The sequence below is a fragment of the Pseudoalteromonas sp. APC 3694 genome, assembly GCF_030407565.1.
Taxonomy (GTDB): Bacteria; Pseudomonadota; Gammaproteobacteria; order Enterobacterales; family Alteromonadaceae; genus Pseudoalteromonas; species Pseudoalteromonas tetraodonis.
Window position 1 is genome coordinate 1 of the sequence record NZ_JASDDE010000006.1, and the last position, 13,984, is coordinate 13,984.

10 protein-coding genes and 1 tRNA gene are annotated in these 13,984 nt (G+C 41.3%); 2 read left to right on the top strand and 9 right to left on the bottom strand.

The genetic code is table 11. The features are described 5' to 3' along the window. Nucleotides 1–230: 230 nt before the first annotated feature. Both argS and prfC read right to left on the bottom strand, forming a co-directional pair. Nucleotides 231–1,973 (bottom strand): arginine--tRNA ligase, encoded by a 1,743-nt coding sequence (gene argS / locus QMA00_RS03535; RefSeq protein ID WP_076920687.1) that lies wholly within the window; start codon nt 1,971–1,973, stop codon nt 231–233. Nucleotides 1,974–2,035: 62 nt separating this feature from the next. Then, nucleotides 2,036–3,625 (bottom strand): peptide chain release factor 3, encoded by a 1,590-nt coding sequence (prfC, locus tag QMA00_RS03540; RefSeq protein WP_076920688.1) that lies wholly within the window; start codon nt 3,623–3,625, stop codon nt 2,036–2,038. A 347-nt stretch (nt 3,626–3,972) separates the two neighbouring features. Between prfC and QMA00_RS03545 the strand changes: the two genes are divergently transcribed. Beyond that, nucleotides 3,973–6,630 (top strand): ATP-binding protein, encoded by a 2,658-nt coding sequence (locus QMA00_RS03545; RefSeq protein ID WP_076920689.1) that lies wholly within the window; start codon nt 3,973–3,975, stop codon nt 6,628–6,630. Nucleotides 6,631–6,633: 3 nt separating this feature from the next. Here the strand turns inward: QMA00_RS03545 and rimI are convergent, their stop codons facing one another. The 5 genes from rimI to guaB form a co-directional block, all read right to left on the bottom strand. After that, nucleotides 6,634–7,098, bottom strand: a complete 465-nt coding sequence (gene rimI, locus QMA00_RS03550; RefSeq protein WP_033102889.1) for a ribosomal protein S18-alanine N-acetyltransferase — start codon at nt 7,096–7,098, stop codon at nt 6,634–6,636. Beyond that, nucleotides 7,085–7,369, bottom strand: coding sequence for a hypothetical protein (locus QMA00_RS03555; protein ID WP_076920690.1), 285 nt, complete (start codon nt 7,367–7,369; stop codon nt 7,085–7,087). Before QMA00_RS03555 ends, rimI begins: the two co-directional genes overlap by 14 nt. Nucleotides 7,370–7,433: 64 nt before the next feature. Continuing rightward, nucleotides 7,434–7,510: transfer RNA gene (locus tag QMA00_RS03560), tRNA-Trp, on the bottom strand. A gap of 145 nt (nt 7,511–7,655) precedes the next feature. Next, nucleotides 7,656–9,233, bottom strand: coding sequence for a glutamine-hydrolyzing GMP synthase (gene guaA / locus QMA00_RS03565; RefSeq protein WP_076920691.1), 1,578 nt, complete (start codon nt 9,231–9,233; stop codon nt 7,656–7,658). A gap of 104 nt (nt 9,234–9,337) precedes the next feature. Beyond that, nucleotides 9,338–10,807, bottom strand: coding sequence for an IMP dehydrogenase (gene guaB, locus QMA00_RS03570; protein WP_008110278.1), 1,470 nt, complete (start codon nt 10,805–10,807; stop codon nt 9,338–9,340). A 134-nt stretch (nt 10,808–10,941) separates the two neighbouring features. On the opposite strand from guaB, the gene xseA reads away from it, so the two are divergent. After that, a complete protein-coding gene (gene xseA / locus QMA00_RS03575) occupies nt 10,942–12,276 on the top strand; it encodes an exodeoxyribonuclease VII large subunit (protein ID WP_076920692.1) in 1,335 nt (444 codons plus the stop codon). Nucleotides 12,277–12,291: 15 nt separating this feature from the next. Here xseA and QMA00_RS03580 read toward each other — a convergent pair whose 3' ends face one another. Both QMA00_RS03580 and cysE read right to left on the bottom strand, forming a co-directional pair. Then, nucleotides 12,292–12,936, bottom strand: coding sequence for a hypothetical protein (locus QMA00_RS03580; protein WP_076920693.1), 645 nt, complete (start codon nt 12,934–12,936; stop codon nt 12,292–12,294). A 17-nt stretch (nt 12,937–12,953) separates the two neighbouring features. Further along, nucleotides 12,954–13,772: a serine O-acetyltransferase gene (gene cysE / locus QMA00_RS03585; RefSeq protein WP_010387694.1), complete on the bottom strand. Its 819-nt coding sequence runs from the start codon at nt 13,770–13,772 to the stop codon at nt 12,954–12,956. Between the last annotated feature and the right edge of the window lie 212 nt (nt 13,773–13,984).

Sequence of the window (13,984 nt, forward strand, 5' to 3'; positions counted from 1 at the left end):
CAGCTATCAGCTATCAGCTATCAGCTATCAGCTATCAGCTATCAGCTACAAAATTGGTGAACATACCGAACAGTGTCAATATAAATCTAACACCTAAACCTAAAATTATCTGCAAGTCTAGGAGTGCTAGCAAGGCGGTAAAACTATTTATGCATAGGAGCATACGGTTTGTATGTGACTTAGGCTAAATAGTTTTACCAACGCAGTCAAAGCGAACTACACGTAGCAGATTACATTTGCTCCATGACTTCGATACCTAGTAAATCCAATCCTGTGCGCAGCGTATCTGCCACTAAATTACACAACACTAAACGGCTATCACGAACACTTGGCTCTACGCCCTCTTTAAGTACTGGGCAAGCTTCATAGAATGTCATGTATAAACTGGCTAGTTCGTATAAGTAACTACATAATACGTGCGGTGTGGCTTCATTGATCATCAGATCAAGGACTTCTTCTAACTGTAATAATTTAAGCGCGAGGGTTTTCTCTTGCGGCTCAATAATACTTACATTGGCTTTTAAGCTTGCAGCATCAACGCCAGACTTACGGAAAATACTGCGAACACGCGTATAAGCATATTGTAAGTAAGGGGCTGTTGCGCCTTCAAAGCTTAGCATGCTGTCCCAGTTGAAGATGTAATCGCTGGTACGATGCTTAGAAAGGTCAGCATATTTAACTGCGCCAATACCCACTTTACGTGCAATTTCACTACGATCTTCGTCAGATAAATCTGATTCACGCTCAGCGAGTTTAGCTGCTGCACGAGTAATTGACTCTTCAAGCAAATCAGCTAATTTAACCGTGCCGCCTGTACGGGTTTTAAATGGTTTACCATCAGCGCCCATCATGGTGCCAAATGGACAAAACTCGTAACTAGTTTCATCACGTAATAAACCGGCTTTACGTGCAGTTAACTCTACTTGATTAAAGTGAAGACTCTGGCGCGCATCAACAAAAATTAAAATACGCTCAGCGCCTAGTTTGTTTGAACGATAATCACACGCTGCTAAATCTGTGGTTGCATATAAAAAGCCGCCACCTGATTTTTGCACGATAAACGCTGAAGGCTCACCGTCTTTATTTGCCAGCTCATCTAAAAATACCACTTGTGCGCCTTGCGACTCTACTGCAATATTTTTATCTTTTAATAAGCTAATAATATCGTTAAGTTCACTGTTATAAGCACTTTCAGCCATAATGTCGGCAGGTGTCAGTGTTACATTTAAACGCTTGTATACTTCTTCAGAATGCTTCACTGAAGTGGCAATAAATAGTTTCCACAGTTTTTCACAGTGTGCGTCGCCACCTTGTAGTTTAACTACGTAGTTACGCGCTTTATCGGCAAAGCCTTCTTCGTCGTCAAAACGCTTTTTCGCATCGCGGTAAAAGGTTTCTAAATCAGCAAGCGCAACAGTATCTAAATCAACACCTTGGTTAATTTGATCTTCTAAATGCGCAATTAGCATACCAAACTGTGTGCCCCAATCACCCATGTGATTTTGACGAACAACGGTATCGCCTCTAAATTCAAGCGCACGTACTACGGCATCACCAATAATAGTTGAGCGTAAGTGACCTACGTGCATTTCTTTTGCAAGGTTAGGCGATGAGTAATCAACCACTACTTTTTGTGGTTTGGCGTGCTCATTTACGGCAAGTTTTGCGTGGTTATTAGCAGCTTGTACGCTTTGAGCTAAAAACTCCGGCTTTAAGTGAATATTAATAAAACCAGGGCCAGCAATTTCCGTTTTTTCGGCAATGTCGCTTACATCTAACTGATCAATAATTTTTTGCGCCAATTCACGCGGGTTACTTTTCATTTTTTTAGCTGCGCCCATCGCGCCATTAATTTGGTAATCACCAAACTGTGGGCGAGTGCTTTGGGTAACCGCTGGGTTAGTATCTTCTGGTAGGCCTGCGGCGGTCATAGCGGCAATGGCTTTTTCTACTAAAATAGTACGAATATTCATAATATTATTTACCTTTATAAGCCCGCCAAAGCAGACTTTGTGTTAATTCTAGTGGGTCAGTTCTAGTTTTCACGCGTGTGATTAAATGTCACTTCAGGGTAACGCTCTGTCGACAAGTTAAGATTTACACGACTCGGCGCGATGTAAGTTAAATTATCGCCACCATCAAGTGCTAAGTTGCTTTCGCACTTACGTTTAAACTCTTCAAACTTTTTAACATCATCACAGCTAACCCAACGGGCTGTATTTACATTCACGCTTTCGTAAATTGCATCAACGTTATATTCAGCTTTTAAACGCGCTACCACCACGTCAAACTGCAACACACCTACCGCACCTACAATTAAGTCATTATTAATTAATGGTCTGAATACTTGTACTGCGCCCTCTTCTGAAAGCTGTACCAGTCCTTTTAATAGCTGTTTTTGTTTTAATGGATCGCGCAGACGAATACGGCGGAATAATTCAGGAGCGAAGTTTGGAATACCGCTGAACTTAATTTTTTCGCCTTGGGTAAAGGTATCACCAATTTGAATCGTACCGTGGTTATGTAAGCCAATAATATCACCAGCGTAAGCATCAGCTGCACGCTCACGATCGCCTGCCATAAAGGTTACCGCATCAGAAATACTCACTTGTTTACCTATACGCACATGATTCATTTTCATGCCTTGGCTGTATTTACCCGATACAATACGCATAAAGGCAATACGGTCACGGTGTTTTGGATCCATGTTGGCCTGAATTTTAAATACAAACCCAGTGAAGTTATCTTCTGTGGCTACAACTTGGCGGTCTTCTGTCTCACGTGGTAATGGGGTTGGCGCCCACTGAGTTAACCCATCTAAAACATGATCTACACCAAAGTTACCAAGTGCGGTACCAAAATACACAGGCGATAACTCACCCGCTAAGAATAGATCTAAATCAAATTCGTGTGATGCACCAATAACTAGCTCTAGTTCATCGCGTAACTGCGCTGCAAGTTCATCACCAATGGCTTGGTCAAGCTCAGGGTTATCGAGCCCTTTAATGCTGCGTACTTCTTGAATAGTGTGACCTTGACCTGTTTTATATAAAATGGTCTCTTCGTTATGGATATGGTAAACACCTTTAAACTCTTTACCACAGCCAATTGGCCAAGTAACAGGTGCACAGGCAATATTTAGCTCTGTTTCTACTTCGTCAAGTAGTTCCATTGGGTCGCGAATATCACGGTCACATTTATTCATAAAGGTAACAATAGGCGTGGTACGCAGGCGTGTTACTTCCATTAGCTTACGGGTACGTTCTTCTACACCTTTAGCAGCATCAATTACCATTAAACACGAATCTACCGCGGTTAAAGTTCGGTATGTATCTTCAGAGAAGTCTTCGTGTCCTGGGGTATCAAGTAAATTAACTAACGCATTGTTATAAGGAAATTGCATTACAGAGGTAGTCACAGAAATACCACGCTCTTTTTCCATTTCCATCCAATCAGACTTAGCATGCTGATTAGAGCCACGGCCTTTTACTGTTCCAGCTTTTTGAATTGCTTGTCCGAACAACAATACTTTTTCAGTGATAGTGGTTTTACCCGCATCCGGATGCGAGATGATCGCAAAGGTACGGCGTTTATTAATTTCGCTAAGGAGATTTTGGTCTGCCATTAAAAAGGTTCTTTTAGTTGATATACGGATGTATTTGTATTTTAGTATGCTGAGCTTTCAAGGCTAAAAACAAGCTAACCTCTAAAGCTCAACATACCCCAACAAGAACCCAAATTAGCTCTTGTGACGCTATCCGTTAAGTTAATCGTAATTAAAGACTATTTTCGCTGATCTTGGCTTTATAAACAATCAATGGTTGGTTATTAACGGATCTTTTTTAAGTTTGGTGTTTTCAGCGATTATTAACAATAACGCTATAAATTGCCCACTAACTTAACACCAAGCTTGAGTAATAGGGCTGTAAATCATATTATTGGTCGATTACATGGAGGATTTGATGTTGGATAATGAAAACCAGTAAGCTAAGTATTCGATTATTATGGTATATAACTCCACTGGTTATACTGCCATTGTTATTTTTAGGGGGCTTTACGCTCACTAATGTGACCAACTCTACGCAAAAGCAGGCCGACTTGATTATGAGTCGCTTTGTAGAACAACAACAGCAAAAAGTATTCAACTATATCGATTCTTTTCATGCAACGGCTAAGTTACTCTCTGCTTCACCGGTACTAAGTGACTTTTTAGCTAAAGATTTATTTGAAGACGCCAGCTATACCTATCGCCTTGGCGCGTTAATGGACGTATTTGCCAGTTACAGTGAAGCCTACCCTGACATTATTAGTATTAACTTAGTCTCAAAAACCGGTAAAAGTGACGCCTATTACTCCAGTAATTTAACCGTAGCGCCCAAATCCTACCCATTTTTTGATCAAGTAAAACAAAGTAATTTAAGCCAGCAGCAGTTTATGGTGCAAAAAGAAGATGGCACCACCAACTTATACTTTGTACAGCGCATATATAGCGTCGACTATTATTTAAAACGCCCACAACAGCTAGGCTTTATTATTCTTAAAGTCGACCCTTCTATTTTAAACACCAGCATTTTAGAAGCGCCTTATAACAACACCTTAAATTTGTTACTGGCCAACGATGGTAAAATTTTATTTAGCTCCGATTATAAAATGCGTGGCCACTATGTCAGCGAGTATGAACTAAATAAAATTAACGATTTAGCGGATATAGGTAGCTTATCAACCATTGAACTTTCAAGTGTGGATAAAATAGAGCGACTGATTTTTGCAGCCCAAATGAGTGGCGGCTACTATTATGTGTCGACCATTCCAAAAGCAGTATTGTATCAGTCAGGCAAAGCAATTAGTGTGATCACTGGGCTAATTGTAATTATTTCTGTGATCACCCTACCAATCTTAATTTTTATTGTGGTGCGTAATTTACTGCTTAACCCAATAGAATTATTAGGTGAAGCAAGTCATCGCGTTGGTGATGGCGACCTCTCTGTTACACTTCCTGCATATACTACGGATGAAGTAGGAATACTGTTTAACGACTTTAATCACATGATTAACCAAATTAAGCATTATCAACAGCAACTAGAAGAATATAAGCATCACTTAGAAGACAAAGTAGAAAGTCGGACTAAGGCGCTTGAGTCGATGAACAGTAAGCTTGAAACCGCCATCGCCCAAGCAGAACAAGCAAACCAGCTTAAAAGCCGCTTTTTAGCCAATATGAGTCATGAAATTCGCACTCCGCTTACAGCCATTATGGGATTTACAGAGCAACTACTGCATAGCGAAAAACCAACCAATGACAAACATCATTTAGGCACTATTCTACGTAACTCAAAACATTTGTTAGAGCTTATTAATAACATTCTCGATCTTTCAAAAATTGAAGCCGAAAAACTCGCGGTTGAGCAAACGCCGTTAAATGTTGTACAACTTATTCATGATGTTGAATCAATCATTAAACCTCTAGCACAAGAGAAGCAGCTGTCATTTACAATTAATTATGCACTTCCGCTACCGCATACTATTAATAGTGATATTACTCGCTTAAAACAAATACTGATTAATATTGCCAGTAATGCGGTTAAATTCACTGAGCAAGGTCAGGTTACAATAACCGCTAAATACCAAGCACCAAAAACGCTTACCTTTGTTATTGAAGATACCGGCATTGGTATGTCGTCAAACCAAATAAAACGATTATTTACGCCATTTGAGCAAGCCGATGCTACAACGACACGTCGGTTTGGTGGTACGGGATTAGGGCTATGTATTTCAAAAAACTTAGCTCAGTTACTAGGTGGTGATGTAAGTGTAACCAGTGAGGTGGGTGTGGGTAGTTGCTTTACCATCGATATAGATTGCCATTTGCATAATAGCCTTGGCGGCAATTTATTATTAACCGAGCATTCTCAACTAACACCAGAAAAGGATCCGCAGCTATCTTTTGCAAGCAACAGCTTTGATGCGCATATTTTGGTAGCAGAAGATAACCCCGATAATCAGTTACTGATTAAATTGCTATTACAAACATGGGGATTAGAGCCCGATATAGCCAACAATGGTGCACAAGCTGTAGAAATGGCGTTGGTAAACGACTACCAGCTTATAATCATGGATATGCAAATGCCGGTTATGGGTGGGTTAGAAGCAACTAAAATGCTCAGAGATGCGGCCTATGATGGCCCAATTATCGCTCTGACCGCGAATGTGATGAATCATGATATTGATACTTACCTTGAAGCAGGCTGTGATAAAGCGCTGGGTAAACCCATTGACAAAGACGCACTAGAAAATGTATTAGTCAGCTATTTACACCTTGAACGTGATAATCAAAACAAGTGGGATAGCTTATTGAAGAGTGAAAAGTTTCAGCAAATAAATGCTAATTATTTAGCAAGTTTACCTGATTATTTACAACAGATAAAAGCACTATATAACAGCCGTGACTGTGAGACATTACGCGCCCTTGCCCATAGTATTAAAGGCAGCGCTGGTTGTTTTAACTTTGATGATATTTACCATAGCGCATCAGCGCTTGAGCAAAGTTTAAAAGGCAATGATATGACTCAAAGAGAAAAACGCGTTTTAGAACTCAATACAGCAATAGAACAAGCCATCGCTAATAAGTAATCATTAAAAATTTAAACCCAGTGCCATGCCCATTAAAATCGCATCTTCAAAGCCGTTTTTATTTGGCGCATCGCTGGGGTAATAATTTTTACGTACTGACATTTCAATAAAGCCCGCACGCTCATACAAAGCAATCGCCCGCGTATTAGACTCTCTCACTTCTAAAAATAAGTTTTCGGCACTGTGTTGCTCGCCGTACGCTATAAACTGCGTTAATAACTGCTTAGCAAATCCTTGTCCCTGAAAGCTCGGGGCGACACAAATATCCATTAAGGTAAAATCGGGCCCTGCTTTTTCACCAATGTAAAAGCCTATCATTTGCTCATCATCGAACGCAGCTAAATTGAAATAGCGCCCCTGCAAACACGACTGCATTGTTTTTAACGTCCAAGGGTGTGTATGACAGGCATTTTCAATAGCCATCAGCTCATTGATATTCTCATCGGTAACCGACTTAAAGTGTATCAAGGTGTTCTCTCATTAAAGCCCATAACGCACGTTTTTGCGCACAGGTTAGGTTAGAATCAGGCAGGCCTAATTGTTGCTCACTAAACTCAATGGTTGATGATTTAACAATTGAGTTTATTGTTACAGGCGCAAAGGCACGCTCAATATCATCTTTTAATGTATCACAGAGAATTAACGGTGAAGTCGCTGACAACTCAGCTTGAGCTGGGCGAAAGTGTTGATTAAGTTCAAGCTTTTCTATACCAAAAACAGATGCGTAACGTGAATGCATAACAACTCGATGGATTAGTAAGATGAATAATATAGGAAGTAATCAAAACGATGTAAAGAAGAAATGGCAGGGGCGGAGAGATTCGAACTCCCAACCGTCGGTTTTGGAGACCGCTGTTCTACCAATTGGAACTACGCCCCTGCAATGACGATGAATTATAAAGACCTTTTGACAAAGGTAAAGTAAAAATTCAACTTTTCGGTTTGTTTGCTTTTTAAATAAACAAAACGGCGAATTAGCATGCTAATTCGCCGTTAGTTATTACGAAATTACAGTAAAGGGAGGATTATTCCCACTCGATAGTGGCAGGTGGTTTTCCTGAAATATCGTAAACAACACGTGAGATACCGTCGATTTCATTAATGATTCGGTTTGAAACCACACCTAAGAATTCATACGGCAAATGTGACCAACGCGCTGTCATAAAGTCGATGGTTTCTACACAACGAAGTGAAACAACCCAATCGTACTTACGTGCATCACCCATAACCCCTACCGACTTAACCGGTAGGAAAACAGTAAACGCTTGGCTTACTTTATGGTAAAGCTCTGCTTTGTGAAGCTCTTCAATGAAAATAGCATCAGCGCGGCGAAGTAAATCACAGTACTCTTTTTTAATTTCGCCAAGTACACGCACACCTAAACCAGGTCCAGGGAATGGGTGACGGTAAAGCATGTCGTACGGTAAGCCTAACTCTAAACCAATTTTACGTACTTCGTCTTTAAACAATTCACGTAGTGGCTCAACTAAGCCCATCGCCATATCATCTGGTAAGCCACCCACATTATGGTGCGATTTAATTACGTGCGCTTTACCAGTCGCTGAAGCTGCTGATTCGATTACATCAGGGTAAATTGTACCTTGGCCTAACCATTTCGCGTTTTTAAGCTTTTTAGCTTGCTCATCAAATACATTAATAAACGTGTGGCCAATAGCTTTACGTTTTTCTTCTGGATCTGATTTGCCTGCAAGGTCAGCTAAAAATTGCTCCTCAGCGTCTACTTTAACAATGTTTAAGCCAAACTTATTGCCAAACATATCCATAACTTGCTGGCCTTCGTTTAAACGAAGTAGCCCGTTATCAACAAATACACAGGTTAGTCGTTCACCAATAGCACGGTGAATAAGCATAGCTACAACCGATGAATCTACACCGCCTGATAACCCTAAAATAACTTCGTCGTCGCCTACTGTTTCTTTGATACGCTCAATGGCGTCATCAATTATTTTTGCTGGCGTCCATAATTTTTCACAACCACAAATATCAATAGCAAAACGCTCTAGTAAACGTTGACCTTGATGTGTGTGCGTTACTTCTGGGTGAAATTGTACACCGTAAAAACGCTTTTCTTCGTTAGACATTGCCGCATGCGGGCAGGTAGATGTTTTAGCTGTGGTTTTAAACGTATCTGGAATTTCCATTACTTTATCACCGTGGCTCATCCACACATCTAGTACGCCATTGCCGCCATCAGTAATATGATCTTCAATGGCATCAAATAATGCACAGTTACCCACTTTTTCAACTTGTGCGTAACCAAATTCTTTTTTATCGGAGCTATGTACACGGCCGCCAAGCTGCGTTGCCATAGTTTGCATACCGTAACAAATACCAAGTACTGGAACGCCTGCATTAAATACATACTCAGGAGCACGCGGGCTATTTTCAAGCGTGGTTGATTCTGGGCCACCAGAAAGGATAATACCTTGTGGGTTAAACTCGCGAATTTGCTCTTCGGTTACATCCCAAGCCCAAAGCTCACAATAAACACCAATTTCGCGCACGCGACGGGCGATTAACTGCGTGTATTGTGAACCAAAATCTAAAATGAGGATTCGTGAATCGTGAATGTCTTTGCTCATGAAGTATCTCGTAAAGTCAGGTGCTAAACGCCACCAGCTTAAGCTGTGTGACTATATTAGGGCTAACAAAGGTTAGCCCACTTATTTCAAGTTGTTAAGGCTGATTAGCCTAAACGGTAGTTCGGTGCTTCTTTAGTGATTTGCACATCATGAACATGCGACTCACCCATACCAGCAGAAGTTACACGTACAAACTGTGGTTTAGTGTTTAACTCTTCGATTGTGGCACAACCGGTTAAGCCCATTGCACTGCGAAGACCACCCACTTGTTGGTGAATAATTGTCGCAATTGGCCCTTTATAAGCAACACGACCTTCAATGCCTTCAGGTACTAACTTGTCAGCTTGGTTTGATTTTTGGAAGTAGCGATCTGATGACCCTTCTTTTTGATCCATCGCACCTAGGCTACCCATACCACGGTAAGACTTGTAATAGCGACCTTGATAAAGCTCCACTTCACCTGGTGCTTCTTCAGTACCCGCGAGCATAGAGCCAACCATTACACACGATGCACCGGCAACCAATGCTTTTACAATATCACCAGAAAAACGAATACCACCATCGGCAATTACTGGAATATCGCGACCTTTAAGGCCTTCAACCGCATCAGAAATGGCTGTTATTTGTGGTACACCACAACCAGTAACAATACGTGTAGTACAAATAGAACCTGGGCCGATACCTACTTTAACAGCATCAACACCGGCATCTGCAAGAGCAATAGCACCTTCGGCAGTTGCCACGTTACCCGCAACAATTTGTAAATCAGGGTAAGCTTGACGAGTCGCTGCAACACGGTCAATAACACCTTGAGAGTGACCATGAGAAGTATCGATTAGTAGTACATCAACACCGGCTTCAACTAATGCAGCAATACGCTCATCAGTACCTGCGCCAACACCTACCGCAGCACCTACACGTAAACGACCTTGCTCGTCTTTACATGCATCTGGTTTGTCTTGTGCTTTTTGGTAATCTTTTACGGTGATCATGCCTTTAAGTTTAAACGCATCATCAACCACAAGAATCTTCTCAATGCGGTGTTCGTGCATTAAGCTTAAGATATCTTCGCGAGCCGTTCCCTCTTTAACCGTTACTAGGTTTTCTTTTTTCGTCATCACTGTTGAAACCGGCTGTTCAAGCTTAGTTTCAAAGCGCATATCACGACTAGTTACGATACCTACAAGGTTATTTTCGCTATCGGTGACCGGAAAACCTGAGAATCCCTTTTCCTGAGACAGCTCAACGGCATCTGCAATAGTCAGATCGGCGGTTACTGTAACAGGGTATGAAACAATACCTGCTTCATAGGTTTTAACTTTACGAACATTTTTCGCTTGTTCTGCAATGGTCATGTTTTTATGAATAAAACCAAGACCACCTTCCTGCGCGAGTGCAATAGCTAAACGAGCTTCTGTAACAGTATCCATAGATGCTGAAATGAGCGGCAAGTTAAGTTTGATACCACGCGTTAAGCGAGTTGAAATATTTGCCGTGTGTGGCAAAACAGTAGAATGACCAGGTACTAAAAGTACGTCATCAAAGGTAAGAGCTTCTTTAGCGATTCTAAGCATTTTGGCAACTTCTCACATGTGGATCTAAGATAAGGAATTGCGGCCAAATTTTAACAGCGTTGTAGGCACTAGTAAATAATATTTTGTATTTATTTATGATAAGCTAGATTTATAAATGTTTTTTGGTAGTTTTTATGTTTTCTAAGCCCTCGCAAACGGTTTATACCGTATCTCGCCTTAATCGTGAAATACGTGCCCTACTTGAACAAGGTTTTGCGTCTTTAGTACTCACTGGTGAAATTTCTAACTTTATTGCGCCTGCTTCTGGGCATTGGTATTTTTCGTTAAAAGACGATAAAGCGCAAATTAAAGCCGCCATGTGGCGAGGCAATAATCGCAACCAAAGTTACCGACCAATTAACGGCGCACAAGTAACCGTTAAAGCACGTGTATCTTTGTACGAACCCCGTGGTGACTACCAGCTTATTGTTGAACATATGGAGCCTGCCGGCGAAGGGCAACTTAAGCAAGAGTTTGACGCGCTAAAAATGCGTTTGGCTGCAGAGGGCTTATTTAGCTCCGCTTATAAAAAGCCCCTGCCCCAAAACATAAATCGCATAGGGGTGATCACCTCACCTACAGGCGCCGCAATTAAAGATATTTTAACCGTACTAAAACGTCGTGCTCCGCAATTAGAAATCGTTATTTACCCTGCGATGGTGCAAGGCAAAGAAGCGCATGGCCATTTAATAAAGCAAATAGAGCTGGCAAATTTACGTAATGAAGTCGACGTTATCATTCTCGGACGCGGTGGTGGTTCATTAGAAGATTTATGGTGCTTTAACCATGAACAACTTGCTCGTGCTATTTATCAAAGCTCGCTGCCTATTGTGAGCGCTGTTGGCCATGAAATAGATACCACAATTAGCGATTATGTCGCTGATGTTCGCGCCGCAACCCCTTCTGCAGCCGCAGAGCTCGTAAGCCCCAATACACAAGAGCTACATAATAGGGTTAATCAGTTAATTAATCGTTTAGCGAATGCATTTAAACACGACATTGCCGATAAACGCGCACTAGCCATACAATTGCAGCATCGCCTTAATTTATGCCACCCGCGCAATCAGCTAAACCAAAAATCACAACGCTTAGATGAATTGAGTATTGCACTACAACAAGCAATGCGTCAGCGTTTATATCAGCAAGAACGCGTGTTAGCTAATTTAACACCCAGACTAATGCGCCAATCACCAGATAAAAAGCTCGCACAAGCAAGCCATCTGTTAGCCCAGCTACATGCAAGGTTACACCAAGCTATGCAGCAGCAACTACAACACGCAAATAATAATCTTGCCTTACAAGCAAGTCGGCTTGATTCGGTCAGCCCACTTAATGTATTGGCGCGCGGTTACAGCATAACGAAAACGGCGCAAAATAAAGTGGTTAAATCAGTGGAAGATGTAAAAGTGGGTGATGTGTTGATCACTGAGTTAGTAGATGGCCAGGTTACTTCAAAGGTAGAAGCTTAGCCATATTGCTAAGCGCTAGCCTTGCGTACTTACGGTAAACTCAATACGGGCATCGTTAGATTGAGATGCACTGAGTTTAAATTGCTGCCACCAAGGTTCAAGATGAAGCTTATCGTTTAGCTCGCGCCATAATTTAGCTCCATAATTAACGGCATGTTGGTTAATGGTAAGCTCAAACTTACAAATTGTTTGCTTACACTTTAGCGCTGTAAGCTCAGCGCTATCTGCAAACTCATTAATAATTAAAAAGTCAGTTAACGCGACTTCAAGCTCGTAACTCCATTCGAGATTATCAGCCTCTTGTTCAAACTGTATTGCGAGCTCATCATCAAGCTCTACACTTTCTGATTGATTTAACTTTAACTGTTGTTGAGACTGCTTAAGCTGGATTGATTTTTTTTCAAGCCGCTGATTAAGCTCAACCACATGTTGTGCTAGCTGAGTTTGTTGATCAGCCTCTTGGGCTTTATTAACCTGCACTAGGCCTTGCAAAGTAGTTGGCTGATTATTGACTTGAGTGTTAGCCGAAGAGATTACAGCTTGTTTGGGCGCTGAGGAAACACGAGTGGAATCTTTAAAAAACAAAAAGTAACCACTTGCTAACGCCACGCCTGAAGAAAAACAGAGCAACATAGCCACAAAGTTACTTTTATATATCATTTCTAGGTACTCAAAAATTAAAGCATTGCACTGGTGTGCGATTCGTTTTCTGGCTCGGGATATTCTAAAAAGTTTTGGTTCATACTTTCTGCCGGGCACTCACAATCAGGGCGACCAATAATTTTTGCAGGTACGCCAACAGCAGTTGTGTGAGGCGGCACAGGGCTTAGTACCACAGAGCCTGCACCAATACGTGCGCCCTCGCCCACTTCAATATTACCCAACACTTTAGCGCCTGCACCAATAAGTACGCCCGCTCTGATTTTAGGGTGGCGATCGCCTTGTTCGTTACCCGTACCACCTAATGTAACCGATTGTAATATAGATACATTATCTTCAATTACGGCGGTTTCGCCAATTACAATACCGGTGGCATGGTCAAACATGATGCCTTGGCCGACTTTACATGCAGGGTGAATATCAACCCCAAACACCTCTGAGGTACGGCTTTGAATAAAGCGTGCAAGCTCTTTACGGTTTTGTTGCCATAAGCAGTTTGCTAAACGGTGTGCTTGTATCGCGTGAAACCCTTTTAAATTTAAAATCACAGTAAGGTAGGTTTCGGCGGCAGGGTCACGATCTTTTACTGCTTTAATATCATGAGCAACATGTGTCAGCATGCGGTCACACTTTACAAAAGCTTGGTCAAACAACTCACGGATTGTAAAAGCAGAAACCACAGCATCAGCTAGCTTGTTAGCAACAATAAAACTCAATGCCGACCCTAAGCACTCATGATTTAAAATACACGAATACACATGGCTCGCTAAAAGGGGTTCACGAGTTACTACTTCATTTGCTTCACTACGAAGCTGTTGCCAAATTTCATGACGCATAATACTGCCTTAAGTTATTACAAAGAGCCTACCGCCAATTCTAACGGATTTAGGCGCCTAGGTGTTAATCCCTTCGTTATTTGTTCTAGTTATTAGATATAACTAGGGTTTAGATTACTTTTTCAAAGCCATACTATATGACAGCTAGGCAGGTTTAACCATTTGTACAAAAATAAAATAAGTTAATAAAAATCAATAAATAACAATATATG